The organism is Amycolatopsis sp. lyj-108, assembly GCF_046549005.1.
GTDB lineage: Bacteria > Actinomycetota > Actinomycetes > Mycobacteriales > Pseudonocardiaceae > Amycolatopsis.
Genome location: NZ_JAJPWQ010000019.1, coordinates 17,187 through 42,562 on the forward strand (window position 1 = coordinate 17,187; position 25,376 = coordinate 42,562).

Sequence of the window (25,376 nt, forward strand, 5' to 3'; positions counted from 1 at the left end):
GGTGGATCGATCATGAAGATCAACGAGCACACCAAGGGAGCCCAGCGCGGCGAACGCAGTGGACACAGTGCCGAAAAGAACCAGGACGAAACACCCGAACGTGGCGAATGGCTGCTGGAGGCCCCGCGCCAGCGTGACGGAGAGCGATCGATCCACCAAACCCGATCGCACCGGCCGAATCTGCTGCGCCGCCGCGCCTGGCAGATCCTCGAAGCCCCGACGGCCGAGCAGCCCGCCGTCGAGAGCGACGAGGCGATGGGCCCGAAGCCGCCCGACGACTCGACGGTCAACTTCGTCCTGGACCTCGCCCTGCGCATCGGCGAGGTCCAGATGTCGAGCGGCGCCGGCGCCTCCGACGTCACCGCGACGATCATCGCGCTGACCTCCGCGCTCGGCCTTCCGCACTGCGAGGTCGACGTGATCTTCACGTCGATCACGGTGACCTGCCACCGCGGCACCGACATGGCACCGGTGACGGCGCTGCGCGTGGTCCGTTCGCGCAGCCTCGACTACACGCGGCTCACCCAGACGGAGACGCTGGTCCGCCGGATCGTCCGCGGGAACATCGGCGCCGAAGAGGCGCAGCAGGAACTCCAGCGGTTCACGACCGCGCCGCACCCGTACCCCCGCTGGGTGGCCACCGCCGCCTGGGGTGGGCTGGCCGCGTTCATTACCCTGATCCTCGGCGGCAGCATCGACGTCGCTCTGGTCGCGCTGGTGATCAGCGCGGTGATCGACCGGCTCGGCCGCTTCCTGAACCGCTTCGCGCTGCCGTTCTTCTTCCAGCAGGTGATCGGCGGCCTGGTGGCGACGCTTTCCGCGATGGCGATAGTCAGCAGCGATCTGCTCACCACGGACAAACCCACACTGGTCGTCGCGGCGGCCGTCACGGTGCTGCTGTCCGGTCTCTCCACGGTTTCCGCCGTGCAGGACGCCATCACTGGCTACTACGTCACGGCGGCCGGGCGCACGATGGAAACCGCGTTGATGAGTGCCGGGCTGATCGCGGGGGTGGTGCTGGCTCTGAAGATCGCGGTGCTGCTCAAAATGCCGCTCACGCCGTTGCCCGAGGTCGTCTCGTCGACACCGCAGGACCTGCCGATCATCATCCTCGGCAGCGTCGGCGCCTCCGCCTGCTTCGCGCTCGCCTCGTATTCGACGCTGCGCGCGATGATCGTCGCGGGTGCGGCGGGCGCCATCGGCGGCGCGGTGTACGGCGCCTTGATGCTGACCGACTTCCAGGCGGTCAGCTCTTCCGCCGTCGCCGCCACGCTGGTCGGGTTCTGCGGTGGCGTGCTCGCCAGGCGGCTCAAGGTGACGCCGCTCGTGGTGGCTGTGTCCGGCATCACGCCCCTCCTCCCCGGTCTCTCCACCTATCGTGGTCTATACCAATTGGGCGTCGAGCCCGGCGGGAACATCTCGACGCTGATGACCGCGGTCGCGATCGGGCTTGCCCTGGCAGCGGGCGTGGTACTCGGCGAATACCTCGCGCAACCGGTGCGGACGGGGCTCGGCAGGCTCGAACGCAAGTTCGCCGGGCCGCGGATGGCGGGTCCGATGGAACCCGCCGAACGACGCTTGGAGTGATCGCTCGCCGACGGGCCGCGGCCTCCTCGCGCGATAGGGTTTCCGCTTAGGGCAGCGACCCGCAAATCGAGGGAGCGGCTGGTGGACGAAGTGATTGCCGAGACGAGCAGAACGGCCTCCGCGGATTTCGTGGTGGTGGCGAACAGGCTCCCGGTGGACCTCGAACGGACCGCCGACGGGAGCAGGCGCTGGACGGCGAGCCCTGGCGGGCTGGTGTCGGCGCTCGAACCGTTCCTGCGCTCACGCAAGGGTGCCTGGGTCGGCTGGCCTGGCGTGCCCGACGTCGAGGTCGAGGAGTTCGACGACGACGGCTTGGTCCTCCACCCGGTCTCCCTGACCTCGGACGACGTCCGCGACTACTACGAGGGCTTCTCCAACGCGACGCTCTGGCCGCTGTACCACGACGTGGTGGCCAGGCCGGTGTTCGACCGGAGCTGGTGGGAGTCCTACGTCCGGGTGAACCGGCGCTTCGCCGAGGCGAGCGCGAAGGTCGCCGCCGAGGGCGCGACCGTGTGGATCCAGGACTACCAGTTGCAGCTGGTACCGGCGATGCTCCGCGAACTGCGCCCCGACCTGCGGATCGGCTTCTTCCTGCACATTCCGTTTCCCCCGGTCGAGTTGTTCATGCAGATGCCGTGGCGGACCGAGATCGTCCGCGGCCTGGTGGGGGCCGACCTCGTCGGCTTCCACCGGCCGGGTGGCGCGCAGAACTTCCTCTGGCTGGCGCGGCAGCTGGCCGGTCTCGAATCCAGCCGCGGCGCGGTCGGCATCCGCACCCGCCCCGGTCTGATGCAGGTCGGCGACCGCACCGTGCGGGTCGGCGCGTTCCCGATCTCCATCGACGCCATCGGCCTCGACAAACTCGCCAAGACCAAGGGCGTCGCCGAACGCGCCGCCCAGCTGCGGCGCGACCTGGGCAATCCGAAGAAGGTCCTGCTCGGCGTCGACAGGCTCGACTACACGAAGGGCATCGACCTGCGGTTGCAGGCGCTGCACGAGTTGCTGCACGAAGGCCGCGTCCGCCCGGAGGACGTCACGTTCGTCCAGCTGGCCACGCCGAGCCGCGAGCGCGTCGAGCACTACCAGCGGATGCGCGGCGACATCGAGCAGATGGTCGGCAGGATCAACGGCGAATTCGCCCGCGTGGGTCACCCGGTCGTGCACTATCTGCATCAGTCCGTGAACCGGACGGAGCTGGCCGCGTTCTTCTCCGCGGCCGACGTCATGGTGGTCACTCCCCTGCGTGACGGGATGAACCTCGTCTGCAAGGAGTACGTCGCCTGCCGCCACGAACTGGGTGGCGCGCTCGTGCTCTCGGAGTTCGCCGGCGCCGCGGCGGAGCTGACCAGTGCACTCCTGGTCAACCCCCATGACCTGGACGGGGTGAAGAACGCCTTGGAGACTGCCATTACGCTCGACCCCGCAGAGGGACGCCGCCGTATGCGCGCCATGCGTCGACAGGTCCTCACGCATGATGTCGACCGCTGGGCGCGCTCGTTCCTCCAGGCGCTTGGTGCCGAACCGGCCGACTGATCCCCATCCCCCGCTACGCTCCCGAGGAGAAATCGTTGACCGCCGAGGCACTGCCCGCCGAGCTGAGGCGCGCGATTGTCCAGGTCGCGCGCACGCCGCGGCTGCTGGTCGCCTGCGACTACGACGGCACGCTCGCTCCGATCACGGCCAATCCGGACGAAGCCCGGCCGCTGCCCGAATCGGTAGGCGCGCTCAGGTCGCTGGCCGGCCTGCACGAGACGACCACCGCGGTCATCTCCGGCCGTGCGCTGCGCGATCTCGCCACCCTGTCCCGTCTCCCGGCCGAGGTGAACCTGGTCGGCAGCCACGGATCCGAGTTCGACATCGGCTTCATCCACGCGCTCGACGACAAGGCCCGCGAGCTCCACAGGCGGCTTGAGGCCGAGCTGGAGAACCTGGTGCTCGACGTGCCGGGCGTCTCGCTCGAGGTCAAGCCCGCGAGCATCGCGGTGCACGTCCGCCGCGCCGAGCACGAGGCGGGCCGCCGGGTCCTCCGTGACGTCCACAATGGACCGTCGAAGTGGGAGGGCGTGTCGACGACCGACGGCAAGGAGGTCGTCGAGCTCGCGGTCGTCCAGACGGACAAGGGTCGCGCGCTGGACACCCTGCGTCACCAGGTCGGCGCGACGGCGGCGATCTTCCTCGGCGACGACGTCACCGACGAGAAGGCGTTCGCCCGGATCTCCGGCCCGGACCTCGGCGTTAAGGTCGGCGACGGGGAAAGCCTCGCGCAGTACCGCGTTCCGGACACCGTCGACGTCGCGATGGCACTCGCCTTCCTCCTCGAAGAGCGGCGCAACTGGCTCTACGGTGAGCAGGCCCCGCCGATCGAGCGGCTTTCCATGCTGGCCAACGAACGCTCGGTCGCGCTCGTCACTCCGGACGCCCGGCTGACCTGGCTGTGCCACCCCGGCCCCGACGCGCCCGCGATCTTCGCGGATCTGCTCGGCGGCGCCGGCGCCGGTCACTTCTCGATCAAGCCGCACCGCAACGGCCTGCCGCTCGGGCAGCGTTACCTGCCGAACACGATGACGGTCGAGACCCGCTGGTCGCGGCTGCTCGTCACCGACTACCTCGAGCCGGAGAGCCCCGCGCACCGCACGGATCTCGTCCGGGTGATCTCGGGCGAGGCGGCCGCGGAGATCGTTTTCGCGCCGCGGCCCGAATTCGGTGGCGTGCCGGTGAAGCTGGTCGCCGACGAGGACGGGATCCTGGTGCAGGGCACCTCGGAACCGTTCGCGCTGCGTTCGCCGGGCGTGGAGTGGGAGATCACCTCCGATGGAATGAACGACACCGCGACGGCGCTCGTCACTCCCTCCCCGGAGAACCCGGTGGTGCTCGAACTCCGTTGCGGCACCTCGGATCTCGGCGCGCACGAACTGTCCGAAGTGGAGCGACGCTCGCGTGCGGGCGACTACTGGAGCACCTGGGCGCAGACGCTCAAACTGCCCAGCGTCCAGACCGACCTCGTCGGCCGTTCGGCGCTGACCTTGCGCGGCCTGGTCAACGCCGACACCGGCGGTGTGCTCGCGGCGGCGACGTCTTCGCTGCCGGAGGAGATCGGCGGCGTCCGCAACTGGGACTACCGCTACTGCTGGATCCGCGACGCGGCCATGACCGTGCGCGAACTGGTCCACCTCGGCTCGACCGACGAGGCGGAAGGCTACCTCCGCTGGCTGCACGGCGTGCTGTCCACTTTGGCCGGTCCGGAACGACTGCACCCGTTGTACACCTTGGCGGGCAGCGTGATCGGCGCCGAAGCGGTCATCGAATCGCTGCCGGGATACGCCGGTTCGCGGCCGGTCCGCGTCGGCAACCTGGCGAACCACCAGGTGCAGCTGGACGTTTTCGGCCCGGTCGTCGAACTCGTGCAGACACTGGCGGAGGCGCGCGGCGAACTGCGCGACGAGGACTGGCAGATGGTGCGCGCGATGGCCGAGGCCGTCACGCGGCGCTGGAACGAGCCGGACCACGGCATCTGGGAGGAGCGGCACGTGCCGCGCCACCGGGTGTACTCGCGGGTGATGTGCTGGGTGACCATCGACAGGGCGATCAAACTGGGCGAGGTCTACGGCCGGGCGGTGCCGGGCGCGTGGCCTTCGCTGCGTGACGAGATCGCCGCGGACGTGCTGGACAAGGGCTGGAACGAAGAGGTCCAGGCCTTCACCACCGCCTACGACGGAACGGACCTCGACGCCGCTTCGCTGTTCGTCGGGCTGACCGGGCTGATCGACCCGGCCGACCCGCGCTTCCAGTCCACGGTGACCGCGATCGAGGCGGAACTGCGCAGTGGGTCCACTGTGTACCGTTACCGCCGCGACGACGGCCTCCCCGGCGGCGAGGGTGGCTTCCACATCTGCGCGGCCTGGCTCATCGAGGCGTACCTGCTCACCGGGCGGCGCACCGAGGCCGAGGAACTGTTCACGCAGATCGTCGACGCCGCGGGCCCGACCGGTCTGCTGCCCGAGCAGTTCGACCCGATCGCGGAACGCTCGCTGGGCAACCACCCGCAGGCGTACTCGCACATCGGGCTGATCCGCTGCGCGAACCTGCTTTCCCGGTAACCGGCCCACGCAATTCGTCACCTGCTTGCGGTAGTCGCATACGCAAGAACCGCAAGCAGGTGCCGAATCGCGGGGTCAGCCCCCGGCGACGGACGGGATGATCTGGACCTCCTTCGCGTCGGCGAGGGAGGTCTTGGCGCCGTCGAGACGGCGGCATTCCTCACCGTCCACATAGAAGTTCACGTAGCGCCGCAGCGCGCCGGTTTCGTCGCGCAGACGGCGTTCCAGCGCCGGATACTCGACGCCGAGCGAGTCCAGGACCGCGTCGAGCGTCGGGGCGTCGACCTCCAGCGCACCCACGTCGCCCGCGAGCGGCCGCAGCATCGCGGGCAGCAGGACCCGGACCACCTAGACCACCTGAGCCCGCACGCACAGCACGTCCGGCAGATGCGCGGCCACCTGATGCCAGGTGTCGCCTTCGTCGGGGCTTGCCCACACTTCACCGGACCGGGTGCCGAAGTACACGCCGCCCCGCGAGTCGACGCACATCCCGTCCCGCAGGACGCCCGCGTAGAAACCCTTGTCCGGCAAGCCGTTCCCGAGTCCTGTCCAGGTCTCGCCCGCGTCCTCGCTGCGGTAGACACGGCAGCGGCCCTCCGGCGGGAAGCGGAGTACGTCGGCCACCAAAGGGAAGTTGTAGACGGTGTCCGGTTCGGACGGATGGACGACCATCGCGAACCCGAAGTCGTTCGGCAGCCCGTCGGCGATGGACTTCCACGTCTTCGCGTCGTCGTCGCTGCGGTAGACACCGCCGTGGTTCTGCAGGAAGAACCGCTCGGGACGCGACGGATGCATCGCGACCTTGTGCACGCACTGCCCGAATTCGGGCTCCTCGCCGGGCAGGAAACCCGCGCTGATCCCGCGGTTGGCCGCCGTCCAGCTCTTGCCGCCGTCCTCGGTGCGGTAGACCCCGCCCGTCGACATGGCGACGGTGATCCGGCCGGGGTCCGCGGGATGCGGCAGGATCGTGTGGATCATCTGCCCGCCTCCACCGGGAGTCCAGTGTGGACGGTGCTCGTGGTCCCACAGGCCGCGGACGAGCTCGAAGGTCTCGCCGCCGTCTTCGGACCGGAACAACGCCGACGGTTCGACACCCGCGTAGACGACGTCACCGGCGATGACGATCTGCCAGATGCCTTCGAGCGCCGTCTCCGTGTCCGCGGGGAAGGCCACCGGGGCGTGATCGGGTTCGGACCAGGTCTCGCCGAAGTCGCCGGACGTCGCGATCGTGGGACCGAAGTGTTCGTTGACCGCGGCGGCGTAGACCTTGGACGGCGTCAGCGCCACGGCCCGCACGGCCTCCATCGGGAACTTCGGTGTGGACAGTTCCCAGCTCGCCCTGTCCTCACTGCGGGCGAGGAAAAGACCCTTCCTGGTGCCGATCCCCAGCTGGAACTCCACGACGCCGCCTCCTCGGTCGGTACTGTGACTCAGGTCACCTCGCACCGTACTACCGGGAGCGTGCGAAGGCCCCCTTCACGGGAAGTTGGAGGCGTCGCGCCGGCTGCTGTCCAAGGGGTCGTGGCCTTCGCCTTCTCGGGAGAACGAAAGTCACAGACGAACAGCCGGCGCGACGGGTCTTGAGGGAGCGGTCAGGTCCCGCTGATCAGGCGCAGGGCCAGATCGGGGCTGAACTGACCGGCTTCGACGTTCGGCGCGATGCCGCATTTGCCGTCGGAGTCACCCGGCACCTTGACCCACAGCAGCATCTCGGCGCCGCCGCCGGTCTGCGAGGTCGCCCCGAGCTTGCGCCCGGCCGGGTTGCACCACTCGGAGCCCAGCGGGCCGTTGCCGTTGCGGCTCGTGTCGATCACGAACGGCTTGGTGTAGCCGTACTTGCTCGACAGCGCCGCGCTGACGGCCTTGCCGTAGTTCGCCGAGTCGGTGGTGGTCTTGTAGTTCGACACGTTGATCGCGAGACCGCGGATCGACTTCACGCCGACGGCGTTGAGCCGGTCGGCCATGGTCGCGGCCGGGATCCAGGTCGAGTTGCCGCCGTCCATGTACGCCCAGGTGTTCGGGGCCTTCGCGGCGAACTGCTCCGCGGCGTACTTGAGCAGGTCGAGGCGGGTCTGGCGCTCACCGGTGGGCAGGCAGTCGACCTGCGCGAGCGCGTCCGGCTCGATGACGACGACCGCGGGCTTGCCGCCGATGCCGTCGGCGAAGTTCGAGATCCAGGTGCGGTACGCCTCCGGGCTGCCCGCGCCGCCACCGGAGTGACCGCCGCAGTCGCGGCCGGGGATGTTGTAGGCGACCAGGATCGGCAGCTTGTCCGCGACGTCGGCGGCGTAGGTGTAGCCGTCGACGGCCGTCTTGATGTTCCCGCTCCAGTTGCCGAACCAGCGCGCGCCCGCCTTCGTGGAGATGGCGGCCTTGATCTTGTCGGCGGTGCTGCCCGGGTTGTTCTTCACCCAGGTCGCGGGGTTGGAGTTCGGGTCGACGTAGAAGCCGTTGGTCTTCTCAAGGGGGTTGCCGTCGGCGGCGTGGGCCGGTGCGGCGATAAGGGCCAGCAACGAGGCGGCCACCAGGCCGAGCGTCTTGATGCGCATGATCACCAGCTTCGAGCCCGCCCGTACAAGATTCGTACAACCCGGCCATTCGGCACCTGCTTGCGGCGCGAAGTGCCGCAAGCAGGTGCCGAATGGCGAAGGGGTCAGGCCGAGTAGCCCTTCGGCGGGATCAGGGTGGCGAGCTGGTTGAAGGTGAGCCAGTAGATCTGGTTGCCGCCGAAGTTGGCCGGGTCGGCGATCTTCACCGTCATGTTGTCGCTGTTGTAGCCGATGATCGTGAAGTAGTGGTAGATCGTGTAGTTCGGGTAGCCCGGCGGGTGGTTGTTCGCCGGGGCGACGATGTTCGCCACGATCGCGTAACCCTTGTCGACGTCCAGCACGATGTCGCGCCACAGGAGGTCGCGCTGCGCCTGGGTCGGCGGATCGTTCGGCATCTCCTTGGTCTCGTACCAGCCACCGGCGACGTGGTTGTTGAGGACGCGGGTGACCTGCCCGATCCAGTCGGTGCCGTTGGTGCTGGTCGGGAGCTCGTTCGCGAGCTGCTGCTGGCTCGGCGGGTTGCCGTTCTTCGCCGAGATGGCGATGCGGGTGGCGGCCGGGCCGCACCAGTACCCGGTCTCCTGGATCTGGTACTGGATGTTGAGCTCGGCGGCTGCCCTGACCCCTTCGACCTTGGCGGGCGGCGCCATCGAATTCACGAAGCCGGGCGCGGGTACGACGTTCTCACCTTGGGCGACGGCCACCGCCGGAGCGGTGATCAGTGCGGACACCGCGAGCGCGGCGACGACCGCGGTCCTGAGTCGACGCATGGTAATCCTTCCCCAGTTTCACTTCAGATCGGTGAATAGTGAACAGGATCGCCGGTACCGAGGCTTTTGTCTGCCACCTCACCTGCGTCGTCCCCGATCGGCCCACGACGAAAGTAGGATCGAATGAACGCTCATGGGCTCATCGGGCAATAGCGATCGTGCAGGTGATGAAAGACGATCACGAGCAGGCCGGCACGCGTGGACTGGACAGGCCGGATCTCGGTGGTCCCGACCCCGCGCCCGTCTTCGGCATGCTCTTCGACGCCCACGCGGCCCCGCTGCAGCGCTACCTCGCGCGCCGCGTCGGCACCGAGACCGCGCACGACCTCGTCGCCGAGACGTTCCTCGTGGCGCTCCGGAGGCGGGAGACGTACCGCCCGGACGCCGGGACGGCGCGGGCCTGGCTGTACGGCATCGCGACGAATCTGCTGCGGCACCACGTCCGCACGGAGACCCGGGCGCTCACCGCGACGGCCCGGCTCGCGGCCGCCGGCCAGACGGTCTCGGCCGGGCACGACGGCCGGGTCGCCGAGCGGGTCGACGCGCAGTCCCGCGCGGCCCAGCTGGCGGGCGCGCTGGCCGAATTGAGCGTCGCCGACCGGGACACCCTGCTGCTGGTCTCCTGGGCGGGGCTGGACCCCGGCGAGGTCGCCGAGGCGCTGGGGATTCCCGCCGGGACGGTCAGATCGCGGCTGCACCGGATCCGGAGATGGCTGCGCGCCAACGCACCGGAGTCCACAAAGGACGGTTCAGGTAACGAGGAGGAGGGTGAAAGTGCACGGCGGTAGCATCAGGAAGGTGTGGTCCGAGGCCGAACTCGACGAGGCGCTGGCCGGCCTCCACGCGGAACCGGAAACCCGGCAGGACGAACTGTCCCGCGCCAGGGCGGCGCTCCTGCGGGCCGCCGGCGACGTCGACGACGAACTCCTCCCCGCGACCGCGCCCCCGAGGAAGAAGCGGCCGGGCTCGTGGCGGTGGATCGCGGCCGCGGCCGCCGCGGCGCTGGTGTCCGGCGGCGGGATCGTGGCGACGAACGTCTTCACCGCCGACGACGGCCCGGACCCCGCGGCCCACTCGGCCCTCACCCGGGGCGAAAACGCGCTCGAAGCCCTCCACGGCGACGACTTCCCGATCCGGGACGACCAGTACCGGCTCGTCACCGAATCCACTTGGACCACGCACGTCACCAAGACCGGGCTCGTCTACCAAACCCACGAGATCCTCGACCGATGGCTGCCGCCGCACGGCTCGAAGCCGATCAAGACGCGCTTCACCGGAACCGGCGAGATCCGATGGGTCAAGGGCGACTACCAGACGGCCATGTCCTACGGCGAAGCGCTTCCGGGCCCGTCGTCCCACGTCACCGTGGACGAGGCGAAGCCGCCTCGAACCACCACCACGTCACCGGTGCCTCCGCCGTTGAAGACCTCCGAGGCCCAGCCGCCCGTCCCGTCCCAGGATCGGCTGCCGTCGAAAAGCGGGTGGACCCACCCCACCCCGGAGTTCCTCTCGGAACTGCCCACCGACCCGGCCAAGCTGTCCGAGCGGCTCCGCCGCGACGGCCTCTGGCCGGACGGCCGCTCACCGGAGCAGCCGAACTCGGCGCCCGAGATGTTCGAGATGGCCTTCAACGTCCTCCGGTCTTCCCAGGGCTTCGGCGCGCTGCGGGTGGCATTGTGCAAAGCGCTCGCGAAAATGCCCGGCATCGCCGTGGAGAGTGTGGCCACTCCCGGCGGGCGGCCCGCGGTGTCCTTCACGGTCGCGTTGCCGAACCAGACACGCACGTTCGTCGTCGACAGGGGCACGGCGGCCGTCGTCGGGAACCGCGCCGTCCGGTCCACCGGCCAGGACGAGGGCTGGCCGGGGCTGACCTTGTTCGACACGACGATCTCGGTGGTGATCACCGACGACGGCGGCCCCCCGCCCGGCTAGCGCGCGTGCTTGGCGGCGTTGAGCGCGCTTCCGACGTCCGAGACCTCCAGCACCCGGATCCCCGGCGGGATCTTGCCGGAGTCCGGCGGCACCAGCGCGTAGGTGAAGCCGAGCCGGGCGGCCTCCGCGAGCCGCCGCCCGACGCTCGGCACCCGCCGGACCTCGCCCGACAGCCCGACCTCGCCCATCGCGACGAGTTTGGGCGAGAGCGGGGTGTCCCTCGCCGAGGAGATCAGGGCCAGCACCACCGCGAGGTCGATGCCGGGTTCGGTGATCTTCATACCGCCGACCGTCGCCACGTAGACGTCCTTGTCGCCGACCTTGATGTTCGCCCGCTTCTCGACCACGGCCAGCACCATCGCGACACGCGCCGAATCGAGACCGCTCACCGCGCGCCGCGGCTGCGGCGACTGGGTCGCCGACACCAGCGCCTGCACCTCGCCGAGCAGTGGCCGCTTGCCCTCCATCGTCACCGTGACCGCGGTGCCCGCGACCGGCTCCGCCGTATGGCTGAGGAACAGCCCCGACGGGTCGGGGACGCCGACGATGCCCTCCTCGACGAGCTCGAAGCAGCCGATCTCGTCGGCGGCGCCGAACCGGTTCTTGATCCCGCGCAGCATCCGCAGCGTCGAATGCTTGTCGCCCTCGAACTGCAGGACGACGTCGACCAGGTGCTCCAGCACGCGCGGCCCGGCGACCGAGCCGTCCTTCGTGACGTGACCGACCAGCACGATCGGCAGCCCGCGCTCCTTGGCGAGCGCGACCAGCCCGGCGGTGACCGCGCGGACCTGCGTGACCCCGCCCGGCGCGCCTTCCACCTGCGGCGAGGCCATGGTCTGGACCGAGTCGACGATCAGCACCCCCGGCTTGACCGCGTCGACGTGGCCGAGGATCGCGGAGAGATCACTTTCGGCCGCGAGGAACATCTCGTCGTGGACGTTGCCGGTGCGCTCGGCGCGCAGGCGCACCTGCCCCGCCGACTCCTCGCCGGTGACGTACAGCGCACGGCCCGCGGTGGACGCCCATTGATAGGCGACCTCCAGCAGGAGGGTCGACTTGCCGACACCGGGCTCACCGGCGAGCAGGATCACCGCGCCCGGCACGAATCCGCCGCCGAGCACCCGGTCAAGTTCGGAGACGCCGGTGGGCTTGGCGCGCGCCGTCTCGACGTCGACCTCGCCGATCGGGCGCGCCGGGGCACTGGGCGCGCCCGCCGCGACCCTGGCTATCGCGGGACGGGCGTCGCCGCGCTCCTCGAGCGTTCCCCACGCCTGACACTCCGGGCAGCGCCCGACCCACTTCGGCGCCTCGTACCCGCATTCGCCGCAGCGGTAGGTACTGCCTTTCTTGACCACTCCGCGAGGCTAGCGGCCGCCACCGACAAACCCGGGCAACGACGGGCTGAAGGGGACTTTCACCGCATGTGACGCAGCGAAGGGGCCCTTCACCGCATGAGATGCGGTGAAGGGCCCCTTCGGCTGGCTACGGAGACTTAGTGTCCGCCGCCCTTGGCTTCCTTTTCCGGCGCGGGCGCCCGGCTGCCCGGGTGCGACGGCGCCGCGACCGGCAGGTCCAGCGTGACCGAACCGGAGTTCTTGAAGACGAAGGTGACCTTGATCGTCTGGCCGGCCCACACCGGCTGCTTCAGCCCCTGCAGCACGACCGTGGCCTTGCCCACCTGATCCGGCGCGTTGGTCGTCTCCGGGCCCGCGGACGGCGTGACCGTCCCGGCGACACTCGACGACGGGGCACCCGAAGACGACGGCGCGCCCGAGGACGAAGCCGGCGCGGAGGACGGGGCGCTCGTCGGAGCGACCTCCTTGGTCGACTCGACCGGGTCGGACGGGCCGATCACGAGCGCGTGGCTCGCGACGATGGCCTTGGCCCCGGTGATCTTGGCGTCGCCCGTGGCGGCCTCGGAGGACACCGAGACGAGCTCGTCGTCCTGCTTGCCCTGGTTCACGATGGTCAGCGTCAGCGGCACGGCGGCACCGGCCGGGTACGCCTGGCCCTCGGTGGGGAACTGGAGCGCGGCGTTCCGCAGCACCAGGTCCTTCGCCTGCGCGTACGTCCCGTTGACCGCGGGCTGCTGCGAGTCGGTCTGGGTGATCTGACCAGCACCGCAGCCGGCGAGCACGAGCGCGGCGCCGAGCGCCAGCACACCTGCGCCGAACACGCGACGATTCTGCAGCCTCACGTCGGAGTCCTTCCATCTCACGGCCTCTTCACCGCGAAGACTAGCCGGGCGCCTTCGCGACCGGAGAACCCGGTGCGTGTTGACACGCCACCAATGCGGTGGCGTGCCCAAGATCAACCGTCCACAAAGGATTTGGAAATCGTTCGCTTCTCACCAGCGTGAGCATGGGCGAATTGGGTTTGTCAACCCCCGGGCGGACCACCATCAGGCCGCTGACCTGCGACGACGATCGCGGGCCGCTAGGTGGGCCTCGTCGGCACGTGCTAAGATGAATTCAGCGAAAGGGGCAGAGGACACATGGTTTTCAAGGTCGGAGAGACCGTCGTCTACCCGCACCACGGTGCCGCACTCATCGAAGCCATCGAGACCCGCGTGATCAAGGGCGAGGAGAAGAAGTACCTCGTCCTCAAAGTCGCGCAAGGGGATCTTACGGTTCGCGTGCCCGCTGACAACGCCGAGATCGTCGGTGTTCGTGATGTCGTCGGGCAAGAAGGACTGGACAAGGTTTTCGACGTTCTGCGTGCTCCGCACACCGAAGAGCCCACGAACTGGTCTCGTCGGTACAAGGCCAACCTCGAGAAGCTCGCCTCCGGCGATGTGAACAAGGTGGCCGAAGTGGTGCGCGACCTCTGGCGGCGAGAGAAGGACCGCGGACTTTCAGCCGGTGAGAAGCGCATGCTGGCGAAGGCGCGGCAAATTCTGGTCAGCGAGCTGGCGCTCGCGGAGGGCACCGACGAGGACAAGGCTGAAGTCCTCCTCGACGAAGTTCTGGAAACCGCGGCAGTCTGAACCGGCGGGTGTCCCACGCCAGGTGAGGCTGCGGGGGATACCTCTACGATCGTGCACATATGAGCACCGTCCATATGAGCACGATCGTGTTCGTCACTGTCGTCAGACACCATGCCTCCGACGCGGAGCTCGCTCTCGCGCCGGTCAATGGTGAAGCGTTACTCACGCACACTGTGCGGGGGCTGCTCGCGCTGCCGGATCTCGATCTGGTGGTCGTAGCGGCCCCCGAGCGGTGTGCTGATTTGTTTTCGGCCGCTTTGAGTGGCTTCGGGAACCGTTGCCGGATAGTACCCGGCTCGTCGCTCAAGCACGTTTTCGACACCGTCGAAAACGAAATCGCCGGAAACCCCGTCTTTCTCGTGCACGACGCTTTGCGTGCGTTCACTCCCGCGGACACGGTCCGTGCCGTCGCGGACGCGGTCCGTGCGGGCTCACCTTTCGTGGTTCCCGTACTTCCGATGGCGGACACCGTGAAGGTGACCGACGCGGCGAAGGTGATCACCGGCACCGAGGACCGCGCATATCTGCGCACGGCCCAAACCCCGCTCGGCTTCACTCGTGAGACTTTTCTCTCGTATGCCGACAAGCCGTCTCTCGACGGCGCGCACACCGTCGCCGGGCATCCCGATGCGATGCGCGTCACCAACGCGTTCGAACTGCAACTGGCCGAAGCGATCGCGGTGGCCGGGAAAGAGGAAACCCTGTGAGGATCGGGAACGGCGTCGACGTCCACCCCGTCGAGGCGGGCCGCGAATGCTGGATCGCCGGGCTTCTCTGGCCCGGCGTCGACGGCTGCGCGGGACATTCCGACGGCGACGTCGCGGCGCACGCGTTGTGTGACGCGCTGCTGTCCGCGGCCGGGCTCGGTGATCTCGGCGCGGTGTTCGGCACCGGCGATCCGCGGTGGGCGGGCAAGCACGGTGTCGAGTTCCTCGCGGAGGCGCGGCGGCTGGTCGAGGCGGGTGGCTGGACCGTCGGGAACGCGACCGTCCAGATCGTGGGCAACGCGCCGCGCGTCGGGAAGCGCCGCGAAGAGGCCCAGAAGGTGTTGAGCGAGGCCGTCGGCGGGCCGGTGAGCGTCTCCGGGACGACGACCGACGGGCTGGGCCTGACCGGACGTGGCGAGGGCATCGCGGCGTTCGCGACGGCACTGCTCCTGCCCTCGCAGGAATAGCCGCCGCCGGAAGCCGGTTCGGGCTGTCATGGCAGTCACACTTCCCGAACCGGTCCGCGAACTGGTGGACGGCAGGAACTTCGCGACCGTGGCCACGCTGGACGCCGACGGCGGCCCGCAGACCTCGGTCATCTGGGTGGGCCTCGACGACGGCGATCTGGTCTTCAGCGCCACCGAAGACAGGCTGAAGGTGCGAAACCTCCGTCGCGACCCTCGCGCGAGCGTGTCGATCACCGACGCGGAGAACCCGTACCGGCACACGCAACTGCGCGGCACGGTCACGATCACCCCGGACCCCGAAAAGGTGCTCCCGAAGGCGCTCAGCCACAAGTACCTCGGCCAGGACCCGCCGCCGGAGGGCCCGGAGGTCGAGCGGGTGATCGTCCGCCTGCGGGTGGACAGGGTCGCCGGGAACGTGGCTTAGGCTCGCGATCATGGGTGTGACCTTCAACGACGCGACCAAGAAACTCCTCGACGGCAACAACTTCCCGGTGCTGGCGACCATCAACGCCGACGGCTCCGCGCAGACGTCCGTGCTGTGGGCGAAGCGGGACGGCGACACGGTGCTCTTCGCGACCGTCCGCGGCCGTCTCAAGGAGCGGAACATGGCCAGGGACCCGCGGGTGTCCGTCTCGGTCTTCGACCAGGAGAACCCGTACGACTACGTCGAGATCCGCGGGACCGTGGAGATGACCGACGAAGGCGGGCGCGAGCTGATCAACGAGCTCTCGCACAAGTACCTCGGCAAGGACTACCCGGAGGAGCCGGCGGACGTCGTCCGCGTGCTGGTCCGGATCACGCCGACCCGGATCACCGGCAACGCCGCCTGACACGCGCCATGAAAGGTCCTTTCCTTGCAAAATTTGCAAGGAAAGGACCTTTCATCTCACGCGCGGGGAGCGGCGAACACCCCACGATCGTGGCTAATGTGGGGCTCGTGACCTTTCGCGCTGTGTTGTTCGACTTCTCCGGCACGGTCTTCCGCCTCGAACAGGACGAGACCTGGCTCGCCGACCTCACCGATCACGAGGGGGAAAACCTCGACATCGAGGCCCAGACCGAGCTGATGCGCCGGATGACCGCGCCGGTCGGCCAGGTCGTCGATCTCGACGAGGAGCATCTGCACGCCTGGATCCACCGCGACCGCGACCCGGTGCTGCACCGGAAGGTGTACCTCGAGGTGCTCAAGCAGTCCGGGGTGCCGCACGCCGACCAGGCCGTCGCGCTCTACACCCGGCTGATCGATCCCAGCCAGTGGACGCCGTACCCGGACACCGAAGCCGTCCTCAAGGGTGTCTCCGGCAAGGGTGTGAAGCTCGGGGTGCTGAGCAACATCGCCTTCGACATCCGGCCGGCGTTCAGCCGCCGCGGCTGGGACTCGTTCGTCGACGAGTTCATCCTGTCGTTCGAGGTCGGAGCGGTGAAGCCGGAGCCGGAGATCTTCCGCACGGCCGTCGAGCGGCTCGGCGTCGACCCCGCGGAAACGCTCATGGTCGGCGACAGCGAGGAGGCGGACGGCGCCGCGCGGGAGATCGGCTGCGCGTTCGCGCTGGTGGAGCCCCTGCCGACGACCGAGCGGCCGGACGCCCTGCTCAGCGTCATGCGCACCCATAACCTGCTGTAATACGGTCACTGCGACACCGCTCACGCCGACCCCGTACCCTTTTAGGGTGGCACTACACCTCTACGACACCGCGACCCGGAGCGTGCGGGAATTCCACCCCGCCCGTAGCGGAACGGCGTCCATGTACGTGTGTGGTGCCACCGTGCAGGGCGTTCCCCATATCGGTCACGTCCGCGGCGCGCTGAACTACGACGTCCTGCGTCGCTGGCTCGTCCACAGTGGACTCGACGTGCTGATGGTCCGCAACGTCACCGACATCGACGACAAGATCCTCACCAAGGCCGCGGACGCGGATCGTCCCTGGTGGGAGTGGGCGGCCACGCACGAACGCGCCTTCGAATCGGCGTACGAGTCGCTGGGCTGCCTGCCGCCTTCGATCGCCCCCCGGGCGACGGGGCACGTCACGCAGATGGTCGAGCTGATGCAGCGGCTGATCGACGGCGGGCACGCCTACGCCTCGGGCGGCGACGTGTACTTCTCGGTCAAGGCGTTCGACGGCTACGGCGATCTGTCCGGCCAGAAACTCGACGAGGTCCAGCAGGGCGAGAGCCTCGGCGAGGGCAAGCGCGACCCGCGCGACTTCACGCTGTGGAAGGCCGCGAAGCCGGGCGAGCCGTCGTGGCCGACGCCGTGGGGTTCCGGCCGTCCCGGCTGGCACCTCGAATGCTCGGCGATGGCGACGGCGTACCTCGGCGCGGAGTTCGACATCCACGGCGGCGGCGTCGACCTGGTGTTCCCGCACCACGAGAACGAGCGCGCGCAGTCCAACGCGGCGGGCGACGGGTTCGCGCGGTTCTGGCTGCACAACGCCTGGGTGACCATGTCCGGCGAGAAGATGTCGAAGTCGCTGGGCAACACGGTCTCGATCCCGGCGATGCTCGAGAACTACCGGGCGCCCGAACTGCGGTACTACCTGGTCCAGCCGCACTACCGGTCGACGATCGAGTACTCCGACGGGGCGGTCGGCGAGGCCGCGCAGGGCTACCGCCGGATCGAGCAGTTCCTTCGCCGCACGGCGGGCATCGCCGGCGCGGTCCACCTCGGCGAGGTCCCGAAGGAGTTCGCCGCCGCGCTCGACGACGACCTGGCCACTCCGCAGGCCTTCGCAGTGCTGCACAACACGGTCCGCGACGGTAACGCAGCACTCGACGCGGCCGACAATTCCAAGGCACTCGAAATCGCCGCCTCCGTGCGCGCGATGACCGACGTGCTCGGCCTCGACCCGCTCTCCGCGCGCTGGTCCGAGGCGGGCGGCAACGAAACGCCCACCCGGCAGGCGCTGTCCGAACTCGTGGAAGGGCTGCTCGCCGAACGGCAGCAGGCCCGCGCCGAGAAGGACTTCGCCCGTGCGGACGCCGCGCGTGACCGCCTCCAGCAGGCGGGCATCGTGGTGGAAGACACCCCGAACGGTCCACAGTGGACCGTCAAGGACGTCTGACACTTACTCGGTCTCTAGCTCAAGGATTCTCACTGATGGCAGGCAACTCCCGGCGCCAGGGCGCTATTCGCAAGCCCGGCACGAAGAAGGGTCAGGTCGTCGGCTCCGGCGGCCAGCGCCGGAAGGGCCTCGAAGGCAAGGGCCCGACGCCCAAGGCCGAGGACCGTCCGGGGCACAAGGCGTATCGCATGTCGAACGCGCGTGACCGCAAGGAGCAGGCCCGGCAGAAGAAGGCCGACAAGCCGGAACTGATCGCCGGCCGCAACCCGGTCGTCGAGGCGTTGCGCGCCGACGTGCCCGCCACCGCGCTGTACGTCGCGATCAACATCGAGATCGACGACCGCGTCAACGAGGCCGTCCGGCTCGCCGGCGACAAGGGCATCTCGATCCTGGAGATCCCGCGCGAGGAACTCGACCGCAAGACGAACCGGGCCATGCACCAGGGCCTCGGCCTGCAGGTCCCGCCGTTCGTGTACGCCGACCCGCGTGACCTGATGGCGGTGGCGAAGGACTCGGGTCAGACCCCGCTGTTCGTCGCGCTCGACGGCGTCACCGACCCGCGCAACCTCGGCGCGGTGATCCGCTCGGCCGCCGCGTTCGGCGCGCAGGGCGTCCTCCTGCCGGAGCGGCGCAGCGCGGGGATGACCGCGGTCGCGTGGCGGACCTCCGCCGGCACCGCCGCCAAGCTGCCGATCGCCGTCGCGACCAACCTGACCCGTCAGCTGAAGGCGTGGAAGGACGACGGCCTGATGGTCGTCGGCCTCGACGCGGACGGCTCGGTCGACATCGACGAGCTGGACGTCGCGTCGGACCCGCTGGTCATCGTGCTCGGCTCGGAAGGCCGCGGCCTTTCCCGGCTGGTGCGCGAGACCTGTGACGCGACCGTGTCGATCCCGATGGCCGCCGGTGTCGAGTCGCTCAACGCGTCGGTCGCGGCCGGGGTGCTGCTGGCCGAGGTGGCACGCCGCCGCCGGCTCGCGGGACGTGTCTGACCCCGCACTTCAGTCACACGGTGCGGGGCGCGCAGGCTAAGGTCACCAGCGGATAACGCGTAACCGCCCTGGGGGACCCCGCACCGATGTCGTTCATTTCACCGCTGTTCCTGTGGTACTTCATGCCGGCGGTCCTGCTCGCCGTGCTGCTGTGCCCGCGCAGCTGGCGGAACGGCATCGTCGCGGTCGGCAGCCTGATCTTCTACGCCACCGGCGCCGGGCCGTACACGCTGGTGCTGATCGGCTGCATGGTGGTCAACTTCCTGGCCGGGCCCGCGCTGGAGCCGAACGCGTGGGATCTGCAGAACAAACGGCGCAAGCGGCTGCTGCTCGGGGTCATCGGCCTCAACGTCGGCATGCTGCTGATCTGGAAGTACGCGGGTTTCGCGACGCAGCAGATCGCGGCCGTGACGCACTGGTTCGGCGGCGGTTTCCCGGTGGCCGACCTCGTCATCCCGATCGGCATCTCGTTCTACACGTTCCACCACATCTCCTACGTGGTGGACATCTACCGCGGTGAACGCCGCGCGCTGCGCAACCCGGTGTCGTTCGCCGCGTACATCGCGATGTTCCCGCAGCTGGTGGCCGGGCCGATCGTGCGGTACCGCGAGATCGCCGACCAGCTGCCGCAACAGCGGTCGCACCGCCTCGACGACATCGCCGCCGGCTTCCCGCGTTTCGCGCTCGGACTGTGCAAGAAGACGATCATCGCGGACTCGCTCAGCCCGATGGTCGACGCGTGTTTCAACACGCCACCGGATCAGATGACCTTCGCGATCGCCTGGCTCGGCGCGATCGGATACACGCTTCAGCTGTTCTTCGACTTCTCCGGGTACTCCGACATGGCGATCGGGCTCGGCCGCATGCTCGGCTTCCGGCTCCCGGAGAACTTCGCGCGACCGTACTCGTCGGTGACCATCACCGAGTTCTGGCGGCGGTGGCACATGTCGCTGTCGCGCTGGTTCCGCGACTACGTCTACATCCCGCTGGGCGGCAACCGCACCGGCGCCGGGCATACGTACCGGAACCTGTGCATCGTGTTCGTGCTGACCGGCTTCTGGCACGGCGCGCAGTGGACGTTCCTGATCTGGGGCATCTACCACGGCGCGCTGCTGATCGTGGAACGCGCTTTCGGCTACGACGTCACCCCCAAGACCCAGGCCGCCCGCATCGGCCGCCGCGCGCTGACACTCGTGCTCGTGGTCTTCGGCTGGGTGTTCTTCCGCGCCAAGGACCTGCCGCACGCGCTCGGCATGATCGGGCACATGGTGCTGCCGGACTTCACGGGCCTCACCGACGTCGTCGAGAGCGCGGTGACCAACCAGCGGCTGCTGATCCTGCTGTGCGCGCTGGCGATCGTGTTCCTGCCCGCGCATCCGGTGACCGGGCCGCTGCTGGAGTCGTCGCGAAGCCGCCCGGCCACCGCGCTGCGGATCGGGGTGATGACCGTGGGGCTGGTGTACGCGGCCATCCTGATCGCGACCGGCACGTTCAGCCCGTTCCTCTACTACCAGTTCTGAGGGAGCCACGAGCATGACCGACCTGGCCGCACAGCCCGGCGTGATCGCCTACGTCGACAACCACGACGGCCCGCGGCGGCTGCTCACCATCGACATTCCGCTCGTCCGCCATGCCCAGATCTTCGCGCCTCTCGCGAGCATCGACGGCAGGCAGTACGTGGTCTCATGGGGCGCCGTCATGTTCGAAATCCCCGCCGACCGGAATGTGCACGTCAGCGTGCACCTGCATACCAACTACACGGGTCGCGCGGGAGACACGTCGACCCAGTTCGCGTCGATCGTCCTCGCGCCCCACGCGGCGCCGGTCCGGCTGGCCGCTCAGTTCCCGTCCAACGGGGAGGGTTCGCTGCTGCCGGTCGGCTAGCTTGGCCGCATGACCGACGACTGGAGATCCTCGGCAACACGGATCCGTTCCCGCACCCGCATGTCTGGCCTCGGTACGACTCGCTCCGTTCCGAGCTGACCGCGGAGATCGTCAGGCTGCGAGCCTGAGCACCCCCGCCGCCGAAACCGGCGGCGAGGGCGCTGTCTCAGACCAGATCGACCAGCAGTTCGGCGAAGATCTCCGGCCGGCTGAAGTAGCCGACGTGCGACGAGGCCAGGGTGTGCACCTCGAACGGGTTGTGCGGAGTCAGCTCGTCGGCCTTGCGGATCATGTAATCCTGCACCGCCGGAGTGATGCTGAGGTCCTCGGCGAGCCGGACGTAGGTGTGCGGGACACGCCCCCACCCGTCCGCCTGAACCAGCGCGCCCGGCTCGAGAACCGCGTAGCTCTCGTCCGGATCCAGGGAGTCGAGCAACAGCCGGAACTGGTGGTCGGTGGAGTCGGCCATGATCGCGGCCTTCAGTTCGGCGAACAAGGCCGGGTCGCCGTGGGCACTGCGCCAGTTCAGCCGGGCCACCCCGGGTTCGTTCACCTCCGGCACGGCGATCCGCGCCGACAGCGCGTCCAGCAGGTTCTCGTCGACCACATCCCACGGTTCGGTGAGCATGGCCGGGTCGCTGAGACAGAGGGCGGAGAGGTAGACGACGCGGTCGAGCAGTTCCGGCGCGGCGTTGGCGACGGCGCTGATCGTCAGCCCGCCGAGGCTGTTGCCGACCAGGACGGGCGGTCCTTGGCCGTCGAGCCGCCGGAGGGTGTCCACCACCTGCCGCACGTTGTCCTGCAACGTGACTCCGCGCATCGGGGAGGGAGCGGCCGCCAGTGCCGCGAGGTCCTGCGGTTGCCGGTAGTAGGCGGCGGGGCTGTCCGCGAGGTCGCCGTGGCCGGGTAGGTCGACGGCGCGCGAACGGTATCCGAGCAGAGCCAGTTCGTTCTGCAGCGGACCCCAGGCCCGTGCGTTACTGGAGCCTCCGTGAACGAAAACGAAAACAGGGCGCGAAAGTGCGCTCATGATCAAGATCCTTGTCATCCTTTGGCGAACAGTGGACGTGGACCTCGACGCCGACGACGGGCGGCGTCAGGTCAGCGCGCCGGCCGGATGCGAATGGCCTGCCAAGTGTGGATGACGGAACACATGCCGATCACCTTAGCGAGAAGCGCCGCCGGACACCTCTGATTTATCGGGTACCCGAGATCGACAGGCTGCGGGCCGCGTCGAGCACCAGCTGAGCGAACTCCTTGCCGCGCACCATCGGCAGGTAGTGCCCCGCCTTCGGGACGTTGACCAGCCTGCCGTCGGCGCAGGCGTCGAGAAAGCGGCGTTCGTGGCGGCGGAAGTGGTCGCGTGAGCCGTTGATGAGCCAGGTCGGGCCCGGGTATGTCCTGAGTTCCCCGAGCACGTCGAAGTCGGCGAAAGCCTCGGCGACGTCCGGGATCACCTCGGTCGCGATGCCGCCGTCGATCACGGCCTCGGCGAGTTTCGGCGGCAGGACGCTCCGGAACTGCCGTCGGCTCAGCCCTTCGCCGTGGTCCGGCAGCCGCATGAGCAAGCGGTGCGCCACGCGGAACGGTGCCTCCAGCGTCTTGCCGGGCAGGTAGGTCGAGTCCGCGACGAGCAGACCGGCGACACGCTCCGGATGCCGTGCCGCCGCGGCGATCGCGACGAAACCACCAAGGGAATGCCCGACGACCAGTGCGGGCTCGTCGACGCCTTCGACGACCGCGTCCGCTGCCGCGGCCAAGGTGAACCGCTCGCCCCGGCGGGTGCCGTGCCCCGGCAGGTCGACCGCTCTCGCCGGCCACGCGGAGCGTTCCAGCTGCTCGGACCAGGCGGCACCGCTGAGCCGGATGCCGTGGACGAAGACGAGGGGAACCATGGACTACCTCCTGAATGCAACGCACCGTTGCGTTGCAAAGTACGCGCGATCGCACCGGAACGCAACGGTGCGTTGTATTGTTCTCCGGTGACCACCCGGAACGGCCCCCGCAAGGCCGAGGCGATCTTCGCCGCCACCCTCGAACTGCTGGCCGAGCACGGATACGACAAGCTCGCCATCGAGGCCGTCGCCGCGCGGTCCGGCGTCAACAAGACGACGCTGTACCGATGGTGGCCATCGAAGGACGCGCTACTGGCCGCCGCGCTGCGCGATTCGGGACTGTTCGCCGTCGACGTCCCCGATACCGGCAGCCTGCGCGGCGATCTCCTTGCCGTGGCAACACAAATCCACCGGCTGCTGACTTCGGAGCGCACCGCGCCGGTCGTCACGGCGGCATTGACGGCAGGCCCTCGACGTCCGGAACTCGGTGACGTGTCACGGAGTTTCTTCGCCGACCGCATGGCGCGCGAAGAGCCGATCTTCGAACGCGCCGCCACGAGAGGCGAACTGCGCGACGGCGTCGATCCGGTCCTGGTGATGGATCTGCTCGCGGGGGCGATCTGGTTCCGGCTACTGCTGCGCGGCGGCGAAGCCGGTCCGAAATTTCTCGAAGAGGCTGTCGACACAGTACTGGGCGGTGCCGCGTGAAAATCGCACTGAAGATCGAATCCGAGCGGCTCGAAGATTATCTCGTCGCCGACGCGGTCGTCGACCACGATCATCCACTGATCCGCGAAACGGCTGACCGGCTGTCACCGACCGGCGGCACCGAAGTCGACGTGATTCGTTCGATGTTTCACTTCGTGCGCGACGAGATCGCCCATACGGTGGACGCGGCCGATTCCCGGATCACCCTTATGGCCTCCGAGGTTCTGCGCGAGCGGGTCGGGCTCTGCTACGCGAAGGCCCACCTACTGGCCGCTTTGCTTCGCAGCCAAGGCATCCCGGCCGGGTTCTGCTATCAGCGGATCGGCGTCCTGCACGGGCTCAACGGCGTGTATCTCGCCGTCCTCGGCCGGTGGATCCGGCTCGACCCCAGAGGCAACAAAAATGGTGCGGACGCGCATTTTCTGCTGGAAGATGAGCGGCTCGCGTGGACACTGGACCCCGGCAGAGGCGAGATCGACTTCCCCACGGTCTACACCACACCGTCTTCGGCCGTCGTCGAAACCTTGTCGTCGGCGAAGCCCGGACCCGCGTGGTACGAAGGAATCCTTCCGCACGCTCCGTGAGTGGTTTTTCCGTGATCCGGCGAAACCTCCGATGCGAAACCGGTATCGCCGTGCGTCACATTCGTTGTTGGTGCCTTTCCCCCGAATTTCTTATTTCGACATTGTCACGAGGCGCGTAGAGTAACTCCCCGCACTCGAACAGATACGCAATGCGTTCGTCCGTTCGAGTGCTGATCAAGGAGGTGACCCCCGTGCCCGCGGAAGCCGATCGGCTCCGCCGTACCACGTTGCAAGAGATCTTCTGGACCAGGACAAGTCTGCTGCTCACCGTACTGGTCGTCATCGCGGGCCTCAGCCTGTGGATCTCCAGCATGATGGATCCCGGCGCCGGTAAAACGCTGCTCACTTCACTGGGCACCGGCACCCTGATCTCCGCGGTGGTCGGCTTCGGCCAGACCTTGATCACCGCCACCGCGTCACAGCGCGCGATGGTGACCCCGGTGATCGAGGAGAGCCGCCGCGCGCTGGAAGCGCTCAGCGCCGAATACCGTTCGCTCAACAAGGAATTCTTCCCCACCCACGTCTTCGAGGCGACCACCGATCCGGATCCGTTGTTCAACCGGATCATGACCGAAGACCTCGACGTGACCAGGCACTACTTCTTCCGCGGCTTCTCCGGCAGGCACGCCGCGGCCCGATTGCTGTTGTCCCGAACCGAAAGGGAGCTGCGCGTGGTCATCGCCGACCCGCGTGACGAGGGGGCGATCAGCGGCAGGGCGCGCTATCTCCTGCGCAGCGAAGAAGCGGGCATGGACTACGAGACGATCCAAACGCGGCTCGACGACGAGATCAGCATCGGCCTGGTCGGGCTGTTCCTGGCCCGTAGCCGATGCTCACTGGTGGACATCACCGTCGTCGCCGACCCGCCGCTGGACCGGCTCGAAGTCTTCGACGAGAGCGTTTGGGTGACCTTGTACAGCGACATCCGCGGCGCGACCACGCTTTATCCGCGGACACTGCGGTTCAGCGAGGGTTCCTTTCTGTACAACAAGGAACGCTCCGAATTCCTGCGTGTGTCCCAATCCCGGTCCGGTCGGCACTTCCGCATCTCCACCACGACGACGAGGGCGGATTTCCTCGCGCTGTACGAAAAGATCACCGGCTCTCCCCTGTCCGAAGAGAACTTCCTCGAACTGGAAGGAAAATTCCACGCCTTCCGGAAGGAGTTCACCACACTCGCCGAGTTGAACCCCTGACCGCTCGGCGTCGCAGAGCA

26 protein-coding genes are annotated in these 25,376 nt (G+C 68.5%); 18 read left to right on the plus strand and 8 right to left on the minus strand.

Annotated features, from left to right (window positions below):
• Positions 1–12: 12 nt before the first annotated feature.
• From ACLJO0_RS42645 to otsB, 3 genes are all read left to right on the plus strand, one after another.
• Positions 13–1,587, plus strand: a complete 1,575-nt coding sequence (locus ACLJO0_RS42645) for a threonine/serine exporter ThrE family protein (protein WP_410585598.1) — start codon at positions 13–15, stop codon at positions 1,585–1,587.
• 81 nt (positions 1,588–1,668) lie between these two features.
• On the plus strand, positions 1,669–3,120 hold the full coding sequence (locus tag ACLJO0_RS42650) for a trehalose-6-phosphate synthase (RefSeq protein WP_125786100.1): 1,452 nt from the start codon (positions 1,669–1,671) through the stop codon (positions 3,118–3,120).
• A 35-nt stretch (positions 3,121–3,155) separates the two neighbouring features.
• Complete coding sequence (gene otsB, locus ACLJO0_RS42655) at positions 3,156–5,684, plus strand: trehalose-phosphatase (protein WP_410585599.1); 2,529 nt, start codon at positions 3,156–3,158, stop codon at positions 5,682–5,684.
• Between the two features lie 75 nt (positions 5,685–5,759).
• On the opposite strand, the gene ACLJO0_RS42660 is transcribed toward otsB, so the two are convergent.
• The 4 genes from ACLJO0_RS42660 to ACLJO0_RS42675 form a co-directional block, all read right to left on the minus strand.
• A complete protein-coding gene (locus ACLJO0_RS42660; protein ID WP_410585600.1) occupies positions 5,760–6,032 on the minus strand; it encodes a MoaD/ThiS family protein in 273 nt (90 codons plus the stop codon).
• Positions 6,033–7,085, minus strand: coding sequence for a WD40/YVTN/BNR-like repeat-containing protein (locus tag ACLJO0_RS42665; protein ID WP_410585601.1), 1,053 nt, complete (start codon positions 7,083–7,085; stop codon positions 6,033–6,035).
• Positions 7,086–7,276: 191 nt separating this feature from the next.
• Positions 7,277–8,233 (minus strand): glycoside hydrolase family 6 protein, encoded by a 957-nt coding sequence (locus tag ACLJO0_RS42670; protein WP_410585602.1) that lies wholly within the window; start codon positions 8,231–8,233, stop codon positions 7,277–7,279.
• A 104-nt stretch (positions 8,234–8,337) separates the two neighbouring features.
• On the minus strand, positions 8,338–9,003 hold the full coding sequence (locus ACLJO0_RS42675) for a C39 family peptidase (RefSeq protein WP_125786103.1): 666 nt from the start codon (positions 9,001–9,003) through the stop codon (positions 8,338–8,340).
• A 158-nt stretch (positions 9,004–9,161) separates the two neighbouring features.
• Here ACLJO0_RS42675 and ACLJO0_RS42680 point away from each other — a divergent pair, with 158 nt between their 5' ends.
• Positions 9,162–9,791: an RNA polymerase sigma factor gene (locus tag ACLJO0_RS42680; RefSeq protein ID WP_410585603.1), complete on the plus strand. Its 630-nt coding sequence runs from the start codon at positions 9,162–9,164 to the stop codon at positions 9,789–9,791.
• The gene (locus ACLJO0_RS42685) at positions 9,778–10,935 is read left to right on the plus strand and encodes a CU044_5270 family protein (RefSeq protein WP_410585604.1); all 1,158 of its coding nucleotides are present in this window, start codon (positions 9,778–9,780) and stop codon (positions 10,933–10,935) included. Before ACLJO0_RS42680 ends, ACLJO0_RS42685 begins: the two co-directional genes overlap by 14 nt.
• Here ACLJO0_RS42685 and radA read toward each other — a convergent pair.
• Positions 10,932–12,290: a DNA repair protein RadA gene (gene radA / locus ACLJO0_RS42690; protein WP_125786106.1), complete on the minus strand. Its 1,359-nt coding sequence runs from the start codon at positions 12,288–12,290 to the stop codon at positions 10,932–10,934. The genes ACLJO0_RS42685 and radA overlap by 4 nt on opposite strands.
• 137 nt (positions 12,291–12,427) lie before the next feature.
• Complete coding sequence (locus tag ACLJO0_RS42695) at positions 12,428–13,132, minus strand: hypothetical protein (protein ID WP_410585605.1); 705 nt, start codon at positions 13,130–13,132, stop codon at positions 12,428–12,430.
• 297 nt (positions 13,133–13,429) lie between these two features.
• On the opposite strand from ACLJO0_RS42695, the gene ACLJO0_RS42700 reads away from it, so the two are divergent.
• From ACLJO0_RS42700 to ACLJO0_RS42745, 10 genes are all read left to right on the plus strand, one after another.
• A complete protein-coding gene (locus ACLJO0_RS42700) occupies positions 13,430–13,921 on the plus strand; it encodes a CarD family transcriptional regulator (protein WP_005165253.1) in 492 nt (163 codons plus the stop codon).
• A 59-nt stretch (positions 13,922–13,980) separates the two neighbouring features.
• On the plus strand, positions 13,981–14,628 hold the full coding sequence (locus tag ACLJO0_RS42705; RefSeq protein ID WP_410585606.1) for a 2-C-methyl-D-erythritol 4-phosphate cytidylyltransferase: 648 nt from the start codon (positions 13,981–13,983) through the stop codon (positions 14,626–14,628).
• Positions 14,625–15,095 carry a 2-C-methyl-D-erythritol 2,4-cyclodiphosphate synthase gene (ispF, locus tag ACLJO0_RS42710; RefSeq protein WP_034310203.1) on the plus strand — a complete coding sequence of 157 codons (471 nt, stop codon included), beginning with the start codon at positions 14,625–14,627 and terminating at the stop codon, positions 15,093–15,095. Before ACLJO0_RS42705 ends, ispF begins: the two co-directional genes overlap by 4 nt.
• Positions 15,096–15,123: 28 nt before the next feature.
• Positions 15,124–15,519, plus strand: coding sequence for a PPOX class F420-dependent oxidoreductase (locus ACLJO0_RS42715; protein ID WP_410585607.1), 396 nt, complete (start codon positions 15,124–15,126; stop codon positions 15,517–15,519).
• Positions 15,520–15,529: 10 nt separating this feature from the next.
• A complete protein-coding gene (locus ACLJO0_RS42720) occupies positions 15,530–15,925 on the plus strand; it encodes a PPOX class F420-dependent oxidoreductase (RefSeq protein WP_125791259.1) in 396 nt (131 codons plus the stop codon).
• A gap of 107 nt (positions 15,926–16,032) precedes the next feature.
• On the plus strand, positions 16,033–16,719 hold the full coding sequence (locus tag ACLJO0_RS42725; protein WP_410585608.1) for an HAD family hydrolase: 687 nt from the start codon (positions 16,033–16,035) through the stop codon (positions 16,717–16,719).
• Between the two features lie 46 nt (positions 16,720–16,765).
• The gene (gene cysS, locus ACLJO0_RS42730) at positions 16,766–18,157 is read left to right on the plus strand and encodes a cysteine--tRNA ligase (RefSeq protein ID WP_410585609.1); all 1,392 of its coding nucleotides are present in this window, start codon (positions 16,766–16,768) and stop codon (positions 18,155–18,157) included.
• Between the two features lie 35 nt (positions 18,158–18,192).
• On the plus strand, positions 18,193–19,149 hold the full coding sequence (gene rlmB / locus ACLJO0_RS42735) for a 23S rRNA (guanosine(2251)-2'-O)-methyltransferase RlmB (RefSeq protein ID WP_410585610.1): 957 nt from the start codon (positions 18,193–18,195) through the stop codon (positions 19,147–19,149).
• An 86-nt stretch (positions 19,150–19,235) separates the two neighbouring features.
• Entirely contained in the window at positions 19,236–20,669 is a 1,434-nt protein-coding gene (locus tag ACLJO0_RS42740) for an MBOAT family O-acyltransferase (RefSeq protein ID WP_125791255.1), read from the plus strand.
• Between the two features lie 13 nt (positions 20,670–20,682).
• Complete coding sequence (locus tag ACLJO0_RS42745; RefSeq protein ID WP_125791254.1) at positions 20,683–21,033, plus strand: hypothetical protein; 351 nt, start codon at positions 20,683–20,685, stop codon at positions 21,031–21,033.
• A gap of 166 nt (positions 21,034–21,199) precedes the next feature.
• Here ACLJO0_RS42745 and ACLJO0_RS42750 read toward each other — a convergent pair whose 3' ends face one another.
• Both ACLJO0_RS42750 and ACLJO0_RS42755 read right to left on the minus strand, forming a co-directional pair.
• Positions 21,200–22,063, minus strand: coding sequence for an alpha/beta hydrolase (locus tag ACLJO0_RS42750; RefSeq protein ID WP_410585611.1), 864 nt, complete (start codon positions 22,061–22,063; stop codon positions 21,200–21,202).
• 166 nt (positions 22,064–22,229) lie between these two features.
• On the minus strand, positions 22,230–22,928 hold the full coding sequence (locus ACLJO0_RS42755) for an alpha/beta fold hydrolase (protein WP_410585612.1): 699 nt from the start codon (positions 22,926–22,928) through the stop codon (positions 22,230–22,232).
• 87 nt (positions 22,929–23,015) lie between these two features.
• Between ACLJO0_RS42755 and ACLJO0_RS42760 the strand changes: the two genes are divergently transcribed.
• The 3 genes from ACLJO0_RS42760 to ACLJO0_RS42770 all read left to right on the plus strand — a co-directional run bounded on the left by ACLJO0_RS42760 (position 23,016) and on the right by ACLJO0_RS42770 (position 25,356).
• Positions 23,016–23,576 (plus strand): TetR/AcrR family transcriptional regulator, encoded by a 561-nt coding sequence (locus ACLJO0_RS42760; protein WP_410585613.1) that lies wholly within the window; start codon positions 23,016–23,018, stop codon positions 23,574–23,576.
• Positions 23,573–24,160, plus strand: coding sequence for a transglutaminase-like domain-containing protein (locus ACLJO0_RS42765; RefSeq protein ID WP_410585614.1), 588 nt, complete (start codon positions 23,573–23,575; stop codon positions 24,158–24,160). Before ACLJO0_RS42760 ends, ACLJO0_RS42765 begins: the two co-directional genes overlap by 4 nt.
• Positions 24,161–24,309: 149 nt before the next feature.
• Positions 24,310–25,356 (plus strand): hypothetical protein, encoded by a 1,047-nt coding sequence (locus tag ACLJO0_RS42770; protein WP_410585615.1) that lies wholly within the window; start codon positions 24,310–24,312, stop codon positions 25,354–25,356.
• The last annotated feature ends 20 nt before the right edge of the window (positions 25,357–25,376 follow it).

Bases quoted from the DNA above. Each gene is read 5' to 3' on its own strand.
- ACLJO0_RS42670 (WP_410585602.1), bottom strand. From the start codon at position 8,233: ATGCGCATCAAGACGCTCGGCCTGGTGGCCGCCTCGTTGCTGGCCCTT.
- ACLJO0_RS42740 (WP_125791255.1), top strand. From the start codon at position 19,236: ATGTCGTTCATTTCACCGCTGTTCCTGTGGTACTTCATGCCGGCGGTC.
- ACLJO0_RS42720 (WP_125791259.1), top strand. From the start codon at position 15,530: ATGGGTGTGACCTTCAACGACGCGACCAAGAAACTCCTCGACGGCAAC.
- rlmB (WP_410585610.1), top strand. From the start codon at position 18,193: ATGGCAGGCAACTCCCGGCGCCAGGGCGCTATTCGCAAGCCCGGCACG.
- ACLJO0_RS42645 (WP_410585598.1), top strand. From the start codon at position 13: ATGAAGATCAACGAGCACACCAAGGGAGCCCAGCGCGGCGAACGCAGT.
- ACLJO0_RS42750 (WP_410585611.1), bottom strand. From the start codon at position 22,063: ATGAGCGCACTTTCGCGCCCTGTTTTCGTTTTCGTTCACGGAGGCTCC.
- ACLJO0_RS42755 (WP_410585612.1), bottom strand. From the start codon at position 22,928: ATGGTTCCCCTCGTCTTCGTCCACGGCATCCGGCTCAGCGGTGCCGCC.
- ACLJO0_RS42715 (WP_410585607.1), top strand. From the start codon at position 15,124: ATGGCAGTCACACTTCCCGAACCGGTCCGCGAACTGGTGGACGGCAGG.
- ACLJO0_RS42770 (WP_410585615.1), top strand. From the start codon at position 24,310: ATGCGTTCGTCCGTTCGAGTGCTGATCAAGGAGGTGACCCCCGTGCCC.
- ACLJO0_RS42675 (WP_125786103.1), bottom strand. From the start codon at position 9,003: ATGCGTCGACTCAGGACCGCGGTCGTCGCCGCGCTCGCGGTGTCCGCA.
- ACLJO0_RS42705 (WP_410585606.1), top strand. From the start codon at position 13,981: ATGAGCACCGTCCATATGAGCACGATCGTGTTCGTCACTGTCGTCAGA.
- ACLJO0_RS42745 (WP_125791254.1), top strand. From the start codon at position 20,683: ATGACCGACCTGGCCGCACAGCCCGGCGTGATCGCCTACGTCGACAAC.
- ACLJO0_RS42700 (WP_005165253.1), top strand. From the start codon at position 13,430: ATGGTTTTCAAGGTCGGAGAGACCGTCGTCTACCCGCACCACGGTGCC.